Here is a 20,616-nt window from a genome sequence, read left to right on the forward strand (position 1 = left end):
CCTCGGGCGGACTGGCTGACAACCGGTCAGCGGGTGAGCCGGTAGACGAGCAGACCTTCTTGGTCGCGCTCGGGCTGAAGCTCGAAGCCCGCGCGTTCCATGACGCGCTGCGACGTGACGTTGTCCTGCGTGGTCGTGGCGACGACCGTGCCGATCCCGCTCTGCCGCAGCGTCCAGGCGGCGAGCTCGCCCAGTGCCTCTGTGGCGTAACCCTGGCCCCTGGCCTGCTCGGAGAGGTCGAAGCCGATCTCCGCCGAGCCGTCGGCGGGCGGACCGTGGAAGCCCATCGCGCCGACCACCACGACATCCTCCGCCCGGAGCAGCAGGTACATGCCCCAGCCGGGCACATGCGCCCCGGCGCCGGCGGCGCGGGTGAGCATCTTCGCCGCGATCCGGGTCTCCGCGCTGGGCGTGGAGCCCAGCCATTCGAGCCCGGCCGTGCCGCCCTCCGTGATCTGCCCGGCCTCCTCCGGCAGTACCTCGCGCAGCCACAGCCGAGGGGTCACCAGCAGCTGTACGGCGGGACGGGCGGCGTCCTCGGCGACGGCCCGGCGCACCGCGGCGGGGCGGCCGTCCTTCCACAGCTCGGAGATCCGGTCCAGACAGGCCTGCTCGCCGCCGGTCCAGCCGGTGGCGAGCCAGCCGTCGGGCAGACCGGTACCGGTCGGCCACAGCGCGTACTGCTGCCGGTCGTTGACGATGACTGCGTGCGTCACAGAGTTCTCCATGGGGGTGTACGGCCCGTCAGCCGACAGGGTCGATCAGGTCGAGGGCGTCCATCAGCCGCACCAGATCCTTGGCGGATCCGAGGGAGACCCGCAGATATCCGGCACATCCGAAACGTCCGGCGTCGCGGACGAGAATGTCATGGTCCCGCTCCAGCAGCCGTTCGGCCTCGGCCGAGTCGGAGACCGAGATGGCCACGAAGTTCGTCGCCGAGGGCAGCGACCGCCGCCCCCTGCGCTCCAGTTCGCCGCGGAACCAGGCCCGTTGCAGCGCGTTCTGCCGGCGCACCTCGTCCAGATGGCCGCGGTCCGCGAGCGCGGCCACGGCGGCGGCCTGGGCGACGGCGTTCGCGCTGAACGGCATCGTGCCCTGGACCTCGCGCAGCCGGGCGACGAGCTCCGGGCTGCCCACGGCGTAACCGATCCGCAGGGCGGCCAGCCCGTACGCCTTGGAGAACGTCCGCAGCGACAGCAGCGGGGCACCGCTGCCCAGGTAGTCGCGCAGCCGGGGAGTGCCCGCCGGGGCGAACTCCAGGTACGCCTCGTCGACCACCAGGGGAGTGCCGGTGACGGCGGCCCGCTCGACCAGCAGCTCCATGCGGTCGCGGTCCAGAACGGCGCCGGTCGGGTTGTGCGGGTGACAGATGTAGACGATGCCCGCCCGCTCCATCGCGGCGGCGACGGCTCCGGCGTCCACCCGGACGCCGTCGAGCGGGATCTCCTCGCAGCCGCGCCCCACGGCCTCCAGGCAGACGCGGTAGCCGGGGAAGGTACCCGCGGTGGTGACGCCGGGACGGGCGCGGTCACCGAGCGCGAGCGCGGACAGCAGCACCAGTTCGTCGCTGCCGTTGGCGACGGCGATCTGGTGCTCCCCGACGCCGAGCCGCTCGGCGATGGCCCGTACGGGCGCCGAGCGGGCCGGATCGGGGTAGACGGCGGCCGGGTCGAGGGCATCGTGCGCGGCCAGCAGCGCCAGCGGGCTGGCGCCGTGGGCGTTCTCGCTGAGATGCAACCGGGCCGGCCCGGTACGCACGGCGGCAACCGTCATGCGGCGTCTCCCAGCAGGATGCCGAAGCAGTAACTTCCCGGCTCCGCCTCCAGCGTGACGAAGCGGTGCTCGGCGCCGGCCGGCACCCGCAGCAGCGCGGGGGAGGACAACTCGTGTGTCTCGTCCTCGACGGTCACCTCGATGCGGGCGCCGCCCGGGTTGGGCGAGACGAGGAAGTAGATCTCGGCCACATCGTGCCGGTGCGGATCGGCGACGGGCTTGCCCACCAGATGATCGACGGGCCCGCCCGCGACCTGGACCGGCACACCGCCGAACATGTCCGCGGTGAGATAGAAGGGGGCCGGCTGGTGGTGGCCAGCCACCGGCAGGAACTGTGGGATGTCAGTGCGGATCTCAGCGGTTGCCACGCAGGCCACTCCCTCTTCCGGCTCCGGTCCGTGGACGGTGACCAGAGTGGACGACGCCACTTGAGCGGTGCTGGAGCACCACGTGCGGCAGCCCTCAGGCGGCGCTCCCCGCGGGCACCGGGGCACCGAGGCTCTCCGGGGTCACGGTGCGGTGCTCGCCGTCCGGGTCCGCGATCGTGAACGAGAGGAGCGAGAAGACCCGCTCGATCACCCGCTGCATCGACGCGTGGTCCGCGGCCGTGCCCTCCACCCAGGCGAGTTCGCCGCTCTGCACGCCGACGGGCAGCCGGCCTCCGGGCAGGTGAGGGATGACGATCCTCTCCACACCGTCCACGGCGAGCGCGTCGCGCACCCCTTGCACGCCGACATAGCTGCCGCCGCCGGGCGGCAGGGGCACCACCCGGGCGAACACCACCCGCCGGTCCCCGGCCCGCACCTGTGAGACGTCCTCACCGAGCGCCACCCGCCCGGCGAGCGTGACCGCGTCGAAGTCACCGGAAAGACTGGCGAGCTGGGGCTGGAAGCCGCCGAGCCGTCCGTTGACCTCGATGATCCTCGGGCCGTCGGCGGTCAGCTTCAGCTCGGTGTGGGTGATGCCGGTGGTGATGTCCAGCGCGTGCAGGGCCGCGGTCACCACATCCAGCGCCGCCGCACGCTCCGCCGCCGCCAGCGGCGCCGGGCGCAGATGCCCCACCTCGCGGAACGGCGGCTCCAGCGGGAACTTCCCGGTCACCGCCCAGTGCGAGACCCGGCCCCCGGTCACCGCCGACTCCACGGAGATGTGGTCACCCAGCGGCCCGCAGTCCCGGCCCCGCAGATACTCCTCCAGCACCAGCGCGTCCTCCCCGCCCGCCCCGGACAGGAGCTCCGCGACCAGGGCGGCGCCCCGGTCCGCGTCCTCGACCAGATGGGTGCTGCGGCTGCTCTCACCGCACATCGGCTTGAGCACGGCGGGCAGCCCGACGGCCGCCAGCGCCTCCGCCCAGTCGCCCGGACGGCGCACCGCGAACGAGCGTACGGAGTCGGCGCCCCGCTCCCGCAGCCGGCGGCGCTGCGCGTACTTGTCGCGCAGCAGCTCCACCGTGGCCGGTGAGTGGTACGGCAGGCCGAGCCGCCCGGCGAGCTCGGCGGTGACCGACAGCCTGGACTCGCTGAAGGTCAAGATGGCGTCCGGCGCGTGGGCGGCGAGCAGCCGGGCCGAGGCGTCGTGATCCGTGGCGTCCAGCCGGACGACCGGGGCCAGCTCCCTGGCCAGCGGCTCCACCTCGTCGGCATGGTCGCCGGGCCACAGGGCCAGGACGGGATCGCCCAAGGAGGCCAGCCCTTCCACGATGTCGAGGAGGAAGGCGGAGCCCCGGTCGTAGACGACGGCGATGACGGGATGCTCAGACATGGGTCACGTCCTTGGGGGCAGGGTCGCGGTCAGGCGGCGGACTGGTCGGATTCTTCGGCGTACCGCACTCCGGAGAGCACGCTCGCCACGGGGGCGGCGGGGACGGTGGCCGTACTCCGGGCGGCGACCGGGCCCGCCACACCGAACAGCGGCAGCGCGGCGGCGGTTCCGCCCACCTCCGCCTCGATGGCGCGGTGGGCCGACCAGCGCTGCCGGGAGAGCCGGAACCGGTCGCTGACCACCTGTTCGCCGCGGACCGCGTTGATCTGGCTGCCGTCGGGCTCGAAGCCGAACTTGGCGCACACGGCCTGCGAGGCGTCGTTGCCGCGCCGCACGACGGAGAACGCCTGGTCGGCGCCGAGCCCGGTGAAGGCCAGCTCCAGGGCGGCCGCCCTGGCGTGTCCGCCGAGGCCCTCGCCCTGCCGGCCCAGCGTCAGCCACGACGTCAGCAGTACCTCCCGGGTGATGCCGAAGTCCCGGGCGCCCAGGCTCTGCGAACCGACCACCTCACCGTCGGCGACGACGACCAGGAAGAGCGTCCAGTCCTCCGGTGTCCAGGTGGCCATGGCGTGCCAGTGGCGCTGGAGGACGCGGCGGGCGACCACCTCGCGGGTGCCGTCCGTCCACTGCGAGAAGAACGGCATGAAGCCGGGGGCGTGCACCCCCTCGGTCGCCCGGTCCGCGAGCGCGTCGAGATCCCCGGGCGTGGGCCAGCGCAGCTCGACGCGCGATGTGCGCACGCTGATCCCGGTAAGCGGCCAGTTGTTCATGATGGTCAGCACCTCGTCTGCTTCGTATCGGGAGTCCGGTCGGTCCGGACCGTCACACGGAGGCCGTGGCCGATTCGGCGGCCGTCTCGTGCGGGGCGGCGACGGGATCCGGCGCGGACGGCGCGGTGGCCGCGGGAACGCCTGCCGCTTCGGACGCCTGCTCCTGCGGCACCGGCAGGTCCACCTGCAGGCCCAGCACCGTACGCAGCCGCACCGCCACGGCGACGACCGCCAGACAGCCGGCCAGCAGCGCCGCCATCAGGCCGAGGCCGTCCGCCCACGGCAGCAGGGCGCCGGCGAGCGCCGGTCCGGCCACGGAACCGGTCGAGATGGCGACCGAGAGCAGGGCGTTGACCCGGCCCCTGATGTGCTCGGCCGCCAGGTCGTTCAGCAGCGACGTCACCACCGGGAAGACCAGCGCCTCGCCCACCGAGAGCAGCACCACCCCGGCCATGGCCAGGACCAGCGCGCTGCCACCGTGCCGCAGCCCCGCGGCCAGGACCAGCGCCCAGGCCACGGCCCACACCGCGCCGGAGACGGCGAACACCGTGCTGCGGCGAATCCGCTGAATCCGGTCGGCCAGCAGTACCTGGGCACCGACCGCGACCAGGATGTTGACCGCGAAGGCACCGGAGATGCCTTCGGGCCCGAGCGCCCCGCCCTGCGTCAGATAGCCCGGCAGACCCGAGCGGAACTGTCCGTACGAGACCAGCGAGCAGACCGCCAGCGCGCCCAGCAGCACCCCGATGTGACGCTGGGTCAGTACCTCGCGGTAGCCGGCCCGGCGCCTGTCGGCGGCGCCCTCCCCGTCCTTCTTTCCGGCCGCCTTGACCACCTTCGGCAGCAGCCAGAACAGCGCCGTGCCGGCCAGCAGGAACGTGGCCCCGTCCGCCAGGTAGAGCACGGTGAACCGGACCGCGCGCGAGCCCACGTCCATGGAGGCCACCAGACCGCCGACGAGCACCCCGAGCCCGGTCATGGCGTTGAACACCGCGTAGTCGGCGGAGTAGGCCAGGCTTCGCTCCCGCGCGGAGGCGGCCCCCGCGTACAGGAAGCGCAGCACCGTGCCGACGCCGCTGATTCCGAAGCCGTATACCAGGGCCGCGGCCAGCGCGGTGTACACACCGGTCGCCTGCGCGTACAGCGCCGTGCCGATGCCCGCGACGGCCATCACCACGGGCACCGTGGTGCGCGGCGGGAACCGGTCGAGCAGCGAGCCCCACAACAGCCCGCCGACGACGGCCGTGGCTGCCTGCACCGCGAGGGTCACGGCGGGCACCCAGGCGGGCAGACCGCGCACCTCACTGAGATAGATCCACAGGAACGGCAGGACGAGGCCGCCGCCGAACGAGTTGAGCGCGTTGACGGAGAGGACGACACGGGTGCGCGGGGAGAACTCCCGCAGCGTCGCGAGGGGACTGGCCATCAGTGGGCCTCCAGCACGTACAGCCACGAGTGCGGGGTGCCGAACGGCACGACGCGGCGCGGAACCAGACCGGCTCCGGCGAACAGCTCCTCGTACGTCTCCTTGGTGTGCAGCGGAACCCCCATGAGGGCGTGGGCCAGTTCGAAGCCGAGGGAGAAGACGGGCAGGGCCGGCGAGTCCTCGGAGTCCGGCCGCAGCATCGTGTCCGCGAAGACGAACGTGCGGGCCGCCGGGAACGCCTCACGCAGCCGGGTGAAGGTGTGCGGCCGGGTCTCGGGGTCCGCCAGCAGGTCGTGCAGCAGGAAGAAGCTCATCACCGTGTCGACCTCGGCGAGGCTCTCGCGGTGCGCGGCCCGGTGGCACACGTCCAGCACGTCTGTCCGGATCGCCCGGACCCGGTCGGTCAGGCCCGCCTCCGCGATCGTGCGGTGGCCGAGCTCTGTGGCCGGACCGCTGATGTCCAGGCCCAGTCCCCGGGTGCCGGGGCGCTCGCCGACCACGCGCGAGACCCGCGCGGAGATGCCGCTGCCGAGGTCTGCGAGGACGGAGAAGTCCACGTCGGCCAGGACCGAGTCGAGTGTGCCGGCCATGAAGGAGCGGTCGTTCTGACCGGAGCCGAGCGCCACCATCGCCTCGTCGCGCAGCACGTCCGTGCCGAACTGGGCCTCGCCGGCCACGATGCGGTGGGCCTGCGCGAACACCTCGTTGTAACCGCCGACGCCCCAGGTGAAGTACCCGCGCATGCGGATGACCTCCTGGCCGGCGGTGGTCAGCAGCGCGGTGTGGCCGTCGTTCTGGAGCCGGACCCAGCCACAGGTCGCCGCGGCCCGGACGATCTCGCGCAGCTCCCGCTCGCGGACGGCGGGGCCGAGTTCGGCGGCGAGGACGCGCAGGTCGAGCAGCGGATCGGCGGCCAGCCGGTCCCAGACCCCGAGCCGGTCGAGGGCGTTGATGACGGTGCCTGCGACATAGCCGTTGAAGGCCTGGTCCACGCCGATCGGCGCGGGTGCGGCCCCGGCCCAGTCGGCTGGAACGGGCACCGCGGCGGTGAGGTCCTGGGCGGTGTTCATAGCGGTTCCTTTCGGAAGTACGAGTACGGGAGAGGGGACGGGGGTTCAGCGATCAGGTATCAGGCGTGCGCGGCAGCCGGCCGCAGCGGTGTCCCGGCGAGTTCGCACCATTCGGCGAGCAGTTCGTCAGCGGTCGAGGAACCGGCGACCGGGGCGTAGACGGCCAGCGCCACCGCCCAGCCGTCACCCGCCGGGGAGAGGGCACAGCGGATCAGCGGAACGTCCGCCGCGGCGAACGTGTCCTGCGCGGTGGCGGCCCGCACCCGGTCGGCCGGACCGGCACCGGTGTCCGGGGCGAGCACCGTCACCTCCACCGGCCGGCCGGAGACGCGGGCGAACCAGCGGCCGCCGCTCCTGGTGAAGACGGTGCGCAGGTCCGGGTGACGGTCCTGGAGCGCGGCCAGCGCGGCGTCGGCGGCCGGGGCGGCGGGCACCGGACCGGGCAGGACGGCCGCCGCGCACAGGGCGTGCTCGGCCGCGCTCCCCGAGCGCACCAGGTCGTGGAAGAGCCAGCGCTGCTCGTGCGGGGTGAGCGGGCGCAGTCCGGGCGGGATCGTGCCGGTGACGGAGCCGGAGCGCTGGAAGGGGTACCCGGGCAGCCGCACCCGGCGCCCGCCGCGCCCCAGCGTGCAGTCCACGTCGAAGCCCCGCTCCCACAGCGCGGCGAAGAGCCGCGCGTACGAGGCCGGATCGAGGGGGTCGAGGGACAGGACACCTGCTCCGGTGGCGCCGGTACCCAGCCGGACCACCAGTACCTTCCCCTCAGGAGCCTGTGCCGGCGGGGCCTCGGTGGCTGTCGCGGCCGCCCGCAGCGCGTCCGGGAGGGACAGTTCACCGCGGAGCGCCGACGCGGCGGCGGCAGCCGGCCCCCGGCCGAGAACCGTGTCCGGACGCAGCCCGTGTGCGGCCAGCCAGGACGCCGTGCCGTACAGCACCGCCGCCGTTGCGGCGGCCTGCCCCAGACCGAGGCCCTCCGCGGTGGCGGACGCCTCGACGGCCTGCGCCAGCGGGGGCGTGCCGGGCGGACCCGAGCCGTCACCGAGGTCGAGTACCAGGCCCGGCACCGGAGCGGCCCGGCGCGGGCGATCCGCCGACTCCCGCAGCGCGTACGCCAGTTCGGCGCCGGTCGTCCCCGTCACCGCGTGCCGGACGGCGAACCGCTCCCGCCCGTGCGCGAGGGTGAATGCCACGTCGTCGGGGTCCAGCGACGGGTCCGCCGCCAGCCGGTCCGCGAGCCGGACGGCCGCCGCCGCCGCGGTCCGCTCGTCCCGGGCGGACACCGCCAGGACCCGCGGTGCTTGTGGCCCTGCCGGAAACGTTGTCTCCATCGCGGTGCTCACACCCTCTCCCGTACGTGTTCCTGCACGACCACATGGGCGTTCGTGCCACCGACTCCGAACGAGCTGACCCCCGCCGTGCGCGGCTGTCCGGCCGGGGTGTCCCAGGCCCGGCCCTCCGTCAGCAGGGCGAACCGGCCGCCCTGCCCGGAGAGTTCGTCGATCGGTTCGCTCACATGGGGCGTCGCGGGGAGCACCCCGTGGTGCACGGCGAGCACCGTCTTGATGAGCCCGGCGATCCCCGCGGCCGTGTTGCAGTGCCCGATGGACGCCTTCACGGAGCCGACGGCCACCTGCGGGCCCGAGGTGCCCAGCGCCGAGCCGAGCGCGGTCGCCTCGATCGCGTCGCCGAGCCGGGTGCCGGTCCCGTGGGCCTCCACGTAACCGATGTCGGCCCCGGTGACCCCGGCGGCGGCGACGGCCCGGCGGATCACCCGGGCCTGCCCCTCGATCCCGGGGGCCGAGTAGCCGACGCGCTCGCGGCCGTCGTTGTTGACCGCGCTGCCCCGGATCACCGCGTGGATCGGGTCACCGTCCCGCTCGGCGTCGGAGAGCCGGCGCAGCAGCAGCGCCCCCGCCCCGAACCCGCCGACGGTGCCGGAGGCCCGCCGGTCGAAGGGGCGGCAGACCCCGTCGTCGGCGTACAGCAGTCCGGGCCGGTAGACGTACGAGCCGTCGGACTCGCCGTCGAGCGAGACCGCCCCGGCCAGCGCGTAGTCGCTCTCGTGGCGCAGCAGCGCCCGCGCGGCCAGATGCACGGCGTACAGCCCGGTGGAGCACGCGGTGTCGAGCAGCAGCGCCTCGCCCCACAGATCGTGCAGATACGCGAAGCGGGACGCCACGAACGTCGGGTCGACGCTGACCACGTCGTCGACGCGGGCCTCGCCGTCGGTCTGTGCGAGCCGGGGGCAGCCCGCGTACAGGCTGGTGCGGTGCGCGATGTCGGACAACCGCAGCGACGCGTCCTCGACGGCCGCCCACAGCACCTCGTGCAGCACACCGTGCTGGGGATCGCCCGATTCGACGTCGTCGGCGGTGAGCCCGAGCAGCCCGGCGTCGTACCCCGTGCCGTCGGCGAGCATCCCCCAGCGGGCCACGCGGCGGGTGCCGTCGCCCCGTTCGGTCACCAGAGGGCCGGGGCCCTCGGTGAAGCAGTCGCGGCCCGCCACCAGATTGTCCCAGTAGGCCGCCAGGTCGGGGGCGCCGGCGAACCGGGCGCCCATCCCGATCACGGCGATCGCGTCGTCCTCCTCGCGGACCGTCGCACGGGGTGCCCGGTCCCGCTCGGTGAGCTCCTCGTCGGCGCTCGTGCCGCCGATGAGCCGGGCCTGCGAGCGGACGCTCGTGAACCGCATCAGTTCGGAGACGGACGGGGCGGTGCCGGTGGTCTCCAGCAACGCGTCCTGGAGCTTGACCAGCAGCAGCGAATGGCCGCCCGCGTCGAAGAAGTTGGTCTCCCGGTCGAAGACCCGGCCCGGCAGCACCTTCCGCCAGGCCTTCAGCACCGCACCGACGACGCCACCCGCCGGCTCCTCCCGCGCGGCGACCGGCCCCGGTGCCGCGGACTCCGCGACCGGCGCGGGCGTCGTCGCGTCCGGGGGCGCGGGCAGCCGCTTACGGTCGATCTTGCCGTTCGGGGTCAGCGGCAGCTCACCCAGTGCCAGCAGATGCGAGGGCACGGCGAACTGGGGCAGCACGGCACGCAGATGGTTCCGTACGCTCTCCAGCGCCGAGGGACGGCCCAGGACCGCGTAACCGACGATCTCCTTCTCCCCGGCGTCGTTGATCCGGGTCGTGACAAACGCCCCCCGCACCTGCGGGTGCGCGCGCAGAGCCGCCTCGACCTCGCCCAGCTCGACCCGCTGACTACGGATCTTGACCTGGTTGTCGGCGCGGCCGATGAACTCCAGCTGCCCGTCGGCGGCCCACCGCACCCGGTCCCCGGTGCGGTACAGCCGCGCCCCCGGCTCGTCGCCGAAGGGATCGGGCACGAAACGCTCCGCGGTGCGGCGCGGATCACCGAGATAGCCCCGGGCCACGCCCGCACCGCCGAGCACCAGCTCACCGGGCACGTACACCGGCGCGGGGATCAGCGTGCCCTCCAGGACCACATGGAGCCGGGTGTCCGGCACCGCACGGCCGATCGGCACGGTGCGCGCGCCCTGCGGCACCTCCTCTATGGGGTGCCAGGAAGAGGTGAAGGAGTTCTCCGTCGGCCCGTAGCTGTGCAGCAGAGTGCCCGGACGCGCCCAGCGCAGGGCTTTGCGGATGTGCGGTACGGAGATGATCTCGCCGCCGAAGTAGACGCGGCGCAGCGACTGGAGCAGGTCGGGGGTGTCCTCGATCAGCCGGTTCAGCAGCGGAGTGGTGACCAGCAGGGTGGTCACCCCGTGCGCGCGGACCGCGGTGCGCAGCTCGCGTGGGCTGAGGACGAGTTCCTTGTCGAGCACGACCAGTTTCGCGCCGTGCGTCAGCGCGCCCCAGATCTCGTACGTCGCGCCGTCGAAGTTCAAGGGGGACAGGTGCGAGACGGTGTCGTCGGGGCCCAGCGGCACGAACTCGGGCCGGTGCATCATCCGCAGCACCCCGCCGTGCGGCAGCACGACCCCCTTCGGACGGCCGGTGGAGCCGGAGGTGTAGAGCACGTTGAAGGCCGTCTCCGGCCCGGCCGAGGTGGCCGGCGCAGAGACCGGCAGCGGCCTGGCCGCCGCCCGGATCGCCTCCGGGGTGTGCACGGGCAGCCCGGTGACTCGGTGCTCCTCGCCCGGCTCGGCGATCAGGAGCCGGGGGCGGGCGTCGGAGACCACCAGCTCCAGCTGGGCGTCGGGGTAGGCGGGGTCGAGCGGCAGGTACGCGGCCCCGGCCAGCCCCACCGCGAGCATGGCGGTGACGGTGGCCGGGCCCGGACGCAGCAGGAGCGCCACGACATCGTCGGTGCGCACCCCCTCGATGCGCAGCCAGTGCGCCATCCGCACGGCGTCCCGCACCAGCTTGCCGTAGCTCAGCCGGGTCCCGTTGTGCACGACGGCGGCGGAGCCGGGGGCGCGGCGCGCCTGCTCCAGCACCAGCTCCGGCACGGTGGCCGCGGTCACCGGCGCACTCGGGGCGCCAGTGGCGCCGGCGTCCGGCGCCGCCGCGAGGGAGGCCAGCAGCTCCCGGCAGGTGATGCCCGGCCGGGACGCCACCGCCAGCATCCGGTCGATCTGCTCCGCCATCAGCTCGGCCGTGGCGGGCGCGTAAAGGTCCTGGTCGTAGTCGATGCGCAGCACGAGCCGGTCCGGGGCCTCCACGGCCGCGAACGCCAGGTCGTACTTGGCTGCCGCGCTCTCCGGATGCAGCAGCCGCACCTCGGCACCCGGCACCTGCCAGCCCGAGGCGGGCTGCGGCTGGTGCATGAAGATCGCGGAGTGGACGGGGGCGCTGCCGGGAGGCAGGTCGCCCGACGTCGCGTGGGCCTCCATGGATTCGAGGACCTGCTCCCCGAGCGTGGCCGCGTAGTCCACGAAGGGGCGGGCCGCCTCGTGCACGGAACGGACGGGCAGGACCCGGGTGAACAGGCCGACGGCGTCGTCCTGGCCCGAATCGTGCCGCCCGGCGAACGGCATGCCGAGCAGCCCGTCGTCCTCCCCGGACCAGGCGTGCAGCAGCAGGCTCCACACCGCGAGCAGGACCATCGCCGGGCTGACACCCTCGCGGGCGGCGAGCGAACGCACCTCGGCGAGCCTGCCGCCGTCCAGCTCCCGCTCGGTCCAGCCCGCCGGGCCGCGCATCCTGTCCTCGGCACGCAACCGGTCCGGCAGCGGGGCCAGCCGCGCGGGCTCGCCGTCCAGCAGCGCCGTCCAGTACGGGTCGGGGGCCGTCGCCACGGGCAGCGGCTCGGGCACGGGCACCGGCACGAAGCGGGGGTCGCCGCCCGCGTGCCGGGCCCGGTAAGCGGTGATCAGGTCCCCGGCGAGCACCTCGGTGGACCGGCCGTCCGCCACGAGGTGATGCACCGTCATCGTGACCAGGGCCCCGTCGTCGAACCGGAGCGCCTCGACCCGCAGCAGCGGCGCGGTGCCCGGGTCCAGCGGGCGGGCCGCGGACCGGGCGGCGTCGGCGAGCGCCGCGTCGCGGTCGTACCCGCCGGGCCGCACGGTGATGTGCAGCGGCACCGCGACACCGGGCGCCGCGGTGTGGTGCAGCGTGCCCCGCACCGTTTCGAACCGCCCGGCCGGCGCGGGGTGGCGCTCCAGCACATCGGCCAGCGCCGCGCGCAGCGCCCGGTCGTCGAGGCCGCCGAGGAACTCCAGGCAGACGGCGATGTTGTAACGGCCGGACTCGGGCTCGCAGCGGTCGGCCAGCCAGATCTCCAGCTGTGCGGAGGAGGCCGCGGTCACGCCCCGGCCCCCGCACGCGTCCCGATGTCGCCGCTGACCGGGACGGCCCCGGCCCCGGCGAGGAAGACGGCCAGCTCGGTCACGGTCGGGTGCGCGAAGAACTGGCGTACCGTCAGGGACGTTCCCAGCTCCTGCTTGAGCGTGCGCACGATCCGCACCGCGCACATCGAGTGACCGCCGATCATGAAGAAGTTCTCGTCGTCGTGGAACTCGTCGTGGCCCAGGCTCTCGGTCCAGGCGGTGCGCACCAGCGACGCCAGCTCGCTCGTCGCACCGTCGGTGGGAAGCGCCGATGTCATGGGGAGACTCCTTACGTGGTCAGGACGCCGCGTCAGCGGGGACGGGAGGGACGAAACGGCGGTAGGTGGCATCCACGGCGTCCCAGAGCTGGGGGAAGAGGGTGCGCTCGGACATCCGGACGAGGCTGACGGTGGACTCCCCGCGCAGACTCGTGGGGGCCGCGGGGCAGCTCCCGCCGGCCACGGAGTGCGGCTCGGCCTCGGGATGCCCGCCCAACTGACCCCAGACCATGCGCAGATGGAGTTGCTTCCAGTCCGCGACGGCCCCGTCCAGCCGGATCAGCCCCTGCCGCACCAGCGCGAGATCGGCCGCGATCCGCTCGTCTTCGGCCGGCGCCGCGAGCCTGCCCTGCGCCGTGATCAGGTCCTCGGAGGTGAGACCGGCGCGCTCCAGCGCCCGGGTGAAGGCCCGCCACAGGGGCTGCGCCGCGCGGCGCAGATTGCGCGCCCCGGGGGAGTCCAGCCCCGTGGTGTTCTCGGGGAAGGTGTCACGCATGGTGAGCAGGCCGGTCTGCGGAAGGAACTCCACCAGGGTGTCCAGCGCCTGCACCGGTATGCGGCCCAGCGAGGCGGCACGCTCCAGCACCCGCGTGGCCAGCAGCGGATCGCCGTCGTCCAGCAGGGTCACCGCGCGGCCCATCTCGAAGTGCATCGCGGCCCACGCGTACTCGGTGATCAGGTGCACGGACTGGAACAGCCGCTGGTCGGGGTGGACCAGCTGGTCCTCCGGGAGGAGCGCGGACAGTGCCGTGGTGAGCCGGGTGTCCTGCTCGTAGTTGCTGCCCCGGTCGTACTCGTAGACGAGCTGCGGATCCGCGGCATCCGGGTTCAGTGCGCGGCGGGCGGTACCCGGCCGTCCGGTTGTGGCTCTCTTGCTCATGAGCTTCGGTGTCCTCCGGTTCGCTGATCGTGGTCAGCCGACGGCCGGCTGCTGTTCCATGGCGGGGAACAGCCGCTGGGAGATCACCGACGCCAGATAGGGCACGCCCTCGGTGGAGCCGGTGCCGCTCCTGGTGCCGATCATCCGTACGGCCAGCCGGTAGTGGGTCTGCTTCCACCGCTGGTGCACCCCCTCCAGCTGCAGGGCGGCAGCCCGCAGGACCGCGGCGTCCGGTTCGGAGAGCCAGCCGCTGGAGATCACGTTCTGCCAGGTGCCCTCGACGGTCTCCCGGCCGGCCAGCACTTCGCTGCGCACGTCAGGAACCGAGAGGAACGCGGATGAATCCAGCCTCGCTCGCGCCGGGGTGGAGCAGTACGACTCGAAGGTCTTGTAACCCTCGGACTGGATGGCGCTCGCGCCGTCGGTGAACTGCCGGAACACCTGGAACGACTCGGGCTGCATGGTGGCGAGCAAGGAGAACAGCGGCAGCGACTCGCGCAGTACGTCGGTGACCGCGGCGACCAACGCGGCCGCGTCGCCCGGCTGTTCGCCGCGCAGGGTGCGCACCGCCTCGTCCAGCGTGGCCGACATGAAGGCGAAGGTGGTCTCGAAGGACTGGAGCACGCGCAGGAACAGGTATTCGTCGTGCAGGACGTAGACGGGCTGAAGGCTGGTGCGCAGCATCAGCCGTTCCCCGGCGGTGGCGGTGGCCAGCACGGCGTCCGCGAGCTCGCCGGCCGGAGTGCGGCCCGGTGTCGCGGCGACGACGACGGGGTCGACGGCCCCGTCCAGCACACGCAGCGCGGCCGGTTCCATGACCCTGGTCGCGAGCCGCAGCCGCTTGTTCAGGAGGAGATCGCCCGGGAGCATCCCCTGCGGGTCGCGGGGGGTGCCCTCCAGTGCGTGGCGTTCGAAGCCGATCAGGTCGGCGAGCAGCATCAGCACCGTGCGGTCGCGGTGCCGGCGCAGCACCTCCCAGCCCGACCGGCTTCCGGGCGCGCCCCGGCGCAGCACCGCCAGCGCCGTGTAGCTGGGGTAGTCGTAGCGGCCGTCGAACTTGTCCAGGAGGACGTCGAGGAAAGGGCCGACGAAGGTGTCCGGGATGTCCTCGCCGCTGGAGGACGCCTCGGTGAACACGGTGCGGCACTCCGAGAGCAGCGTCAGGAGTTCCTCGTCGAGAAAGTGCTTGCCCACGGCACGGAGCCGGTCGATGACGCCGGCGTACGGGAAGTCCCCCGCCCCTCCGGAACGGCACCAGTCGGAGAGCTCGTGCGACAGCGGTGCGTCGGTTTCTTCCATCTCGATTCTCCTTGGGCCCGGCGATGGATGATTCGAGGCTCGCTGGAGGCCCTGGAAGAACGCTCAAGTTTCGCTCCACACCGGCTACTGGCACCGGCGCCGGACGCGACGGGCTGTCAGCGCGCCCGGTCGCGCCGCGGCTGCGTGTCTTTGAGACTCGTCGGAGTTCCCTCCGGGTCGAAGGAGCGCTGGAAGGTGAAGGCGTGCGGTGCTGAGTCGTGGGCGTGGAGGTGCTCCAGCCTCGAAACCCCGTCCTGCCACGTGGGTTTCACGCCGTCGGGCACCCACCAGAACACGTAACCCGGGTGTTCCGTCCGCTCGAACCAGTCGTAGCGCCTGTTCAGCGCCACCCGGTGCAGACCGGTGTAGAGGGCGTCGAAGACGGGTCGCAGATCGGTCCAGAGGGAGAGGGTCGCGGCCAGGGCGATGGTTTCCGGGGTACGGCCCCCGCCGTACCAGTCCGGCACGACGAACTTCCCCCATTCGCCCCATTCCAGCTCGAAGAGTGTGCCCTGGCCGCCCTCTGCCGCTTCGGCGCGGGCGAGGTATCCGGGGTGCTGTCCGATCTTCCGGTAGATGGCCTCACTGCTGTCGTGGAACTCGCGCGTCAGAGGTGCGGGATCGGCGAGGGGTGACTTCAGGGCGCCGAATGTGTAGAGAGCGAGATGGGGCATGGGCCTCTCCCTGGTTGGGTGCCTGGTGCGGAGTCGGTTCGGCGGCTGACGTGTGAGGTCAGGATTGGTGGAGCGTGACCGATCGTTCGCAATCGCCAAAGACCAGGTGAAGGTAGCTGCCTCGGTGAGAGATGTCGAAGTTGCTTTTTCCCCGACAAAGTGGCTTCTTGGGCGGGTCCTGGTGGGCATTGGGGCACCGGCCGGCCTGTTGCCAAGAGAATGCAATCGCACATATGTGCTGCACGGCGCAGGTGGGCCCCTCGCATCGAAGAGGGATTCGACGTCACGCGTTCAAGGAACGCATGACGGTCGCTAGAGCCCTGACGGAACAAGGTTGACTGGCTTCCACTGGATGTCGAAGCTTAAACAGCCCAATCGGATGACATCGCTATGGAAGGTCCCATGAGCCTGCCCGAACATTGGTGGAGTAAAAGTCAGAGTTATGTCTCCGAAATCCTTTCTCTGCTCGCAGCGGAACCGGATCGGGATGTCGCCTATTGGCGTGGTCAGGCCTTCTCCGGCAGTGATCTGATTCGGTCCGTGACTGAAATCTTCCGTGCGCTGCGCAATAGCGGAGTGGGCAAGGGGGATATGGTCGCGATTCTGGTCGCACCCAACAGCCCGGAGATGCTCACCGCGCGGTACGCGACGCATCTGCTCGGCGGCGCCGTGTCCTATCTGCGAACGACCAACCCCGGCACCAGGGCGACGGTCCTTCCGCTGGATCACCAGATCCAGATCCTGCGCGAGACCGAAGCCGTGGCCATCTATGCCGATGCCGAAGGCTCGGAGCGTGCGACGGAGCTCGCTGACGGCAGCGGGATCCCGGTCACGCGAATTGCGCACGGGGAGCGCGAAGGGGCCGGCCGAACCGATGTCGCCGATATCCCGGACGCCGTTTCGTGGGAGCCGAGCGCGCCGGCCTTCATCGGCTTCACCAGTGGCAGCACGGGACGGCCCAAGGGCATCCGGTTGTCGGGCGGTGCGTGGGAAGCCACCCTGAGCGCCTGGATGGAGCTCGGCCGTGAGGCCGACTGCGCGACGATCCTGGTGTCGACCCCGCTCAGCCATGGCGTCGCGCCTCTGGCGGACGCGGTCCTCGCGCTGGGCGGAGCGCTGTATCTCCACGAGAGTTTCGACCCCGAGAAGTTCGTGGACACCGTCTCGGAGTCGAAGGAGGTCTCGTGGACCTTCATGGCGTCGAACCACGTGTTCCAGCTCATCGACCACCTGAGCGAGCGGGGAATCCGCGATCCTGAGGCCGTAGCAGCCGCAGGCCTGGGTTCGCTGAAGCGGATTGTCTACGGCGGCAGTCCCGCGGCACCTGCGAGAATAGCGCAGGCCTTCCGGCTTTTCGGCCCTGTCCTGTGGCAGGGGTATGCCGCGACCGAATGCGGTCGAATTACGACCCTGATGCCTTCGGAGCACGGCGACCCGGATCTTTCGGCTACCGTCGGGCGGCCCTTCCCCTATGTGGAGATCGCCGTCTGCAACCCGGATACGGGTGCGCGACTGGCGACCGGAGAAACCGGCGAGGTGCACGTCCGATCCCCTCAGATGATGGACGGCTATCACGGGGACCCGGAATTGACGGCGCGAGTTCTTCGTGACGGCTGGTACTCCACCGGAGACATCGGCTTCATCGATGAGCGAGGCTATCTGACTCTCATGGGCCGGGTGGCCCATGTCATCAAGGTGGGTGGCGTCAAGGTGCATCCCATCGTCCTTGAGGCGGAAATCCTTTCCCATCAGGGTGTCCGGCATGCCGCCGTCTACAGCGTCCGGGACGAGGACGGAAGCGAGCACATCCACGCCGCGATCGAATGCGATCCGGCTGAGGTGGTCGAAGTGGAAGACATTCGCTCGGGAATTACCGAGGCACTCTCTCCGATCCACGTGCCGGAGAAGATACACGTCTTGAGCGTGCTGCCGATGAACAGCAACGGCAAGCCCGACAAGGAGCTCCTGAAGTCGCAGTTTTCCTAGTGCCCATCCCGGCACTGGCGACCTCGTGTGCAGGTCAGTCCAATCGCTACGTCGAGAAGGCGAGTAAATGAACGTTCACCTGGCGTCCTACCTGAATGGCAAAACCGCTGGAGATCTCGCTGAAAGCAAGCGTGAGTTCCTGGAGATCGGCCGTCGTTCCGGTCACTACCCCATGGCCTCCGCCCGGCGTGACGGGGTGGATTCGGAGGTCAATGTCTGGTGCAGCAACGACTATCTGGGCATGGGGCAGAACCGGCAGGTCATCGAGGCGATGCAGGCCGCGATAGAGACCCATGGCGCAGGCTCCGGAGGGTCCCGGAACATCGGTGGCACCAACCACCATCACGTCCGTCTGGAGAACGAACTGGCGGATCTGCACGGCAAGGAGACCGCGCTCCTCTTCACCTCGGGCTACACCGCCAACGAAGGCGCCCTCACCGTGCTGGCGGGGATGCCGAAGGACACCGTCGTGTTCTCCGATGCGAAGAACCACGCCTCGATCATCGACGGACTCCGGCACAGCGGCGCGCAGAAGCACGTCTTCAGGCACAACGACGTCGCCCACCTGGAAGAACTGATCGCGGCGGCTCCCGCCGACTGCCCGAAGTTCATCGTCGTGGAATCGGTCTACTCCATGTCGGGCAACGTCGCGCCGCTCGCCGAGATCGCCGACATCGCCGACAAGTACGGTGCCACGACCTTCATCGACGAGGTCCACGCGGTCGGCATGTACGGCCCGCAGGGCGCCGGCATCGCCGCGCGGGAAGGCATCGCCGACCGCTTCACGGTCGTGATGGGCACCTTGGCCAAGGGCTTCGGAACGGTCGGCGGCTACATCGCGGGCCCGGCGGCCCTCGTGGACGCGGTGCGGACCTACGCGCGCTCGTTCGTCTTCACCACCTCGCTGCCGCCGGCGGTCGCGGCCGCCGCGCTGGCGTCGGTTCAGTATCTGCGGTCCTCCGACGTCGAGCGGAAGGTCCTCTCGGAGAACGCGCGGCTTCTGCACAGCCTGCTGACCGAGGCCGACATCCCGTTCGTCTCGACGGACTCCCACATCGTCGCGGCCTTCGTCGGTGACGACGAGCTGTGCAAGCGGGCGTCCCAGCTGCTGTTCGACCGGCACGGGATCTACGTGCAGTCCATCAACGCCCCCAGCGTGCCCGCGGGTGAGGAGATCCTGCGGATCGCCCCGTCCGCCGTGCACAACCAGAACGACGTCGAGAACTTCGCCCGGGCCCTCCGGGGAATCTGGCAGGAACTGAACATTCCGACCGCGACTGCCCGGGACTGGTTCGAGTCCGAGCTCTGTGGCGCCGGCATCCGCACCGACGCGAAAGCCGGAGCACTGGTGTAATGACCATGTCAGTTGTCGGCGTACTGGCCGGCACGGCGGAGCGGCGACCCGAACACCCGGCCGTGATCCACGAGTCCGAGCGCTTCACGTACGGGTGGCTGTGGAACCAGGCTCGCCGCTACGCCGCCGTGCTGCGTGACAACGGGGTACGGCCGGGTGACCGGGTTGCCATGCTGCTGGCCGACACCCCGCAGTTCCCCGTCGTGTACTTCGGCGTGCTCGCGGCCGGTGCCGTCGTGATCCCGCTGAACGTCCTGGCGACGCCGGCGGAGATCGATCACGTACTGACCGATGCCGACGCCCGATTCCTGGTGTGCGCCGCCTCCTTGCTCGACCGGGCGAGCCAGGCGGTGGAGCGGCGCGGCACGCCGCTCCTCACCGTCGGATCGGGCCCCGCGGCCACGGTCGACCTGGAGCACGCGGCACAGGGTACGGCGCCGATCGACGAAGCCGCTGTGCCGGGGCCCGACGATGTCGCGGTCGTGTTCTACACATCCGGTACGACGGGTGAGCCGAAAGGCGTGATGCTCACCCACCGGAACATTCTGTACAACGTCGAGCGGATGGTCACCACGCCCTATGCGTTCCGGGGTGATGACGTCCTGCTCAGCTGCCTGCCGCTGGCGCATGCATTCGGGCAGATCTGCGGAATGCTCACCGGCTTCCGGGCCGGCATTTCCCTCGTCATGATGCCGAAGTTCTCCGGCCGGGAGGCCCTCGAACTGATGGCGGAGAACCGGTGCACGGTGTTCATGGGCGTGCCGACCATGTACTCCAAGCTGCTCGCCGCGGTGGATCGCGGAGAGCGGGTCCCCCGGCTCGACCGCGTGTACAGCGGGGGATCGGCGCTTTCCGTCAAGACCCTTGAGGCTGTCCGGAGCACGTTCGGCTGCCCTGTGTACGAGGGCTACGGAATGACCGAGACCTCCTGCAGCGTCGCCTACCACTATCCCGGTGTGACGTTTCGGCCCGGGACGGTAGGTGTTCCCATCACCGGCGTCACCGTCGGCATGGCCGGGCCGGACGCCGACGGGATCGACCTCCTGCCCGTCGGTGAGGTGGGCGAGATCGTGGTGCGGGGCCAGAACGTCATGGCCGGATATCTCGGCCGCCCGGACCTCACCGCCGAGGTGCTGGTCGACGGCTGGTTCCGCACCGGCGATCTCGGCAGGCTGGACGGTGACGGCTACCTCTCGGTCGTGGGCCGCAAGAAGGACCTCATCCTGCGCGGCGGTTACAACGTCTATCCGCGCGAGGTCGAAGAGGTCCTCGTCGGGCATCCGGCCGTGGCACAGGTGGCGGTCATCGGTGTTCCGCACCCCGTCCTCGGTGAGGAGGTCTGGGCGATTGTCGTGCCCGCCCGGACTGCGGGCGGCACACCCGGATCGGACGAGGAGATCATCGAATGGGGCAGACAGCGTCTCGCCGCATATAAATACCCTCGTCGAGTCGAATTCGTCGACGCTCTCCCGCTGGGGACCAGTGGAAAAGTTCTCAAGCGAACGCTCGTGGAGAAATACGAGAAACATTCTCCGCAGGCAGCGGCATGAATTGGCGTAGCACCCGCGGCACGGCTGCGGGTGCTACCCCTCCGTTCAAGCATCGAAC

General features: G+C 71.4%; 16 protein-coding genes. 3 read left to right on the plus strand and 13 right to left on the minus strand.

The features are described 5' to 3' along the window. Positions 1-26 precede the first annotated feature (26 nt). The 13 genes from ACZ601_RS35950 to ACZ601_RS36010 all read right to left on the minus strand — a co-directional run bounded on the left by ACZ601_RS35950 (position 27) and on the right by ACZ601_RS36010 (position 15,668). Positions 27-716: a GNAT family N-acetyltransferase gene (locus tag ACZ601_RS35950; RefSeq protein WP_440574020.1), complete on the minus strand. Its 690-nt coding sequence runs from the start codon at positions 714-716 to the stop codon at positions 27-29. Positions 717-744: 28 nt separating this feature from the next. Further along, on the minus strand, positions 745-1,773 hold the full coding sequence (locus tag ACZ601_RS35955; protein WP_469545777.1) for a pyridoxal phosphate-dependent aminotransferase: 1,029 nt from the start codon (positions 1,771-1,773) through the stop codon (positions 745-747). Next, a complete protein-coding gene (locus ACZ601_RS35960; RefSeq protein ID WP_469545779.1) occupies positions 1,770-2,141 on the minus strand; it encodes a cupin domain-containing protein in 372 nt (123 codons plus the stop codon). The genes ACZ601_RS35955 and ACZ601_RS35960 overlap by 4 nt, the downstream gene beginning before the upstream one ends. 94 nt (positions 2,142-2,235) lie before the next feature. Continuing rightward, complete coding sequence (locus tag ACZ601_RS35965; protein WP_469545781.1) at positions 2,236-3,534, minus strand: ATP-grasp domain-containing protein; 1,299 nt, start codon at positions 3,532-3,534, stop codon at positions 2,236-2,238. A 29-nt stretch (positions 3,535-3,563) separates the two neighbouring features. Then, positions 3,564-4,304 carry a GNAT family N-acetyltransferase gene (locus tag ACZ601_RS35970; RefSeq protein ID WP_469545782.1) on the minus strand — a complete coding sequence of 247 codons (741 nt, stop codon included), beginning with the start codon at positions 4,302-4,304 and terminating at the stop codon, positions 3,564-3,566. 52 nt (positions 4,305-4,356) lie between these two features. After that, the gene (locus ACZ601_RS35975) at positions 4,357-5,730 is read right to left on the minus strand and encodes an MFS transporter (protein ID WP_469545785.1); all 1,374 of its coding nucleotides are present in this window, start codon (positions 5,728-5,730) and stop codon (positions 4,357-4,359) included. After that, positions 5,730-6,800: an SAM-dependent methyltransferase gene (locus tag ACZ601_RS35980; protein ID WP_469545787.1), complete on the minus strand. Its 1,071-nt coding sequence runs from the start codon at positions 6,798-6,800 to the stop codon at positions 5,730-5,732. Before ACZ601_RS35980 ends, ACZ601_RS35975 begins: the two co-directional genes overlap by 1 nt. Positions 6,801-6,859: 59 nt before the next feature. Beyond that, positions 6,860-8,140, minus strand: a complete 1,281-nt coding sequence (locus ACZ601_RS35985; RefSeq protein ID WP_469545789.1) for a CurL C-terminal domain-containing protein — start codon at positions 8,138-8,140, stop codon at positions 6,860-6,862. Further along, positions 8,137-12,516, minus strand: coding sequence for a non-ribosomal peptide synthetase (locus tag ACZ601_RS35990; protein WP_469545791.1), 4,380 nt, complete (start codon positions 12,514-12,516; stop codon positions 8,137-8,139). Before ACZ601_RS35990 ends, ACZ601_RS35985 begins: the two co-directional genes overlap by 4 nt. Then, on the minus strand, positions 12,513-12,815 hold the full coding sequence (locus tag ACZ601_RS35995; protein WP_469545794.1) for an acyl carrier protein: 303 nt from the start codon (positions 12,813-12,815) through the stop codon (positions 12,513-12,515). The genes ACZ601_RS35990 and ACZ601_RS35995 overlap by 4 nt, the downstream gene beginning before the upstream one ends. Before the next feature lie 19 nt (positions 12,816-12,834). Further along, positions 12,835-13,695: a hypothetical protein gene (locus ACZ601_RS36000; protein ID WP_469545796.1), complete on the minus strand. Its 861-nt coding sequence runs from the start codon at positions 13,693-13,695 to the stop codon at positions 12,835-12,837. A 33-nt stretch (positions 13,696-13,728) separates the two neighbouring features. Continuing rightward, on the minus strand, positions 13,729-14,994 hold the full coding sequence (locus ACZ601_RS36005; protein WP_469545798.1) for a tryptophan 2,3-dioxygenase: 1,266 nt from the start codon (positions 14,992-14,994) through the stop codon (positions 13,729-13,731). A 116-nt stretch (positions 14,995-15,110) separates the two neighbouring features. Continuing rightward, positions 15,111-15,668: a DUF3291 domain-containing protein gene (locus tag ACZ601_RS36010; RefSeq protein ID WP_469545800.1), complete on the minus strand. Its 558-nt coding sequence runs from the start codon at positions 15,666-15,668 to the stop codon at positions 15,111-15,113. Between the two features lie 402 nt (positions 15,669-16,070). Here ACZ601_RS36010 and ACZ601_RS36015 point away from each other — a divergent pair, with 402 nt between their 5' ends. The 3 genes from ACZ601_RS36015 (at position 16,071) to ACZ601_RS36025 (ending at position 20,558) form a co-directional block, all read left to right on the plus strand. Then, positions 16,071-17,654: a class I adenylate-forming enzyme family protein gene (locus tag ACZ601_RS36015; RefSeq protein ID WP_469545802.1), complete on the plus strand. Its 1,584-nt coding sequence runs from the start codon at positions 16,071-16,073 to the stop codon at positions 17,652-17,654. 67 nt (positions 17,655-17,721) lie between these two features. Continuing rightward, positions 17,722-19,008: a 5-aminolevulinate synthase gene (hemA, locus tag ACZ601_RS36020; RefSeq protein WP_469545805.1), complete on the plus strand. Its 1,287-nt coding sequence runs from the start codon at positions 17,722-17,724 to the stop codon at positions 19,006-19,008. Further along, entirely contained in the window at positions 19,008-20,558 is a 1,551-nt protein-coding gene (locus tag ACZ601_RS36025) for a long-chain-fatty-acid--CoA ligase (RefSeq protein WP_469545809.1), read from the plus strand. The genes hemA and ACZ601_RS36025 overlap by 1 nt, the downstream gene beginning before the upstream one ends. Positions 20,559-20,616: the final 58 nt, after the last annotated feature.

The sequence above is a fragment of the Streptomyces sp. NPDC104307 genome, assembly GCF_055584045.1.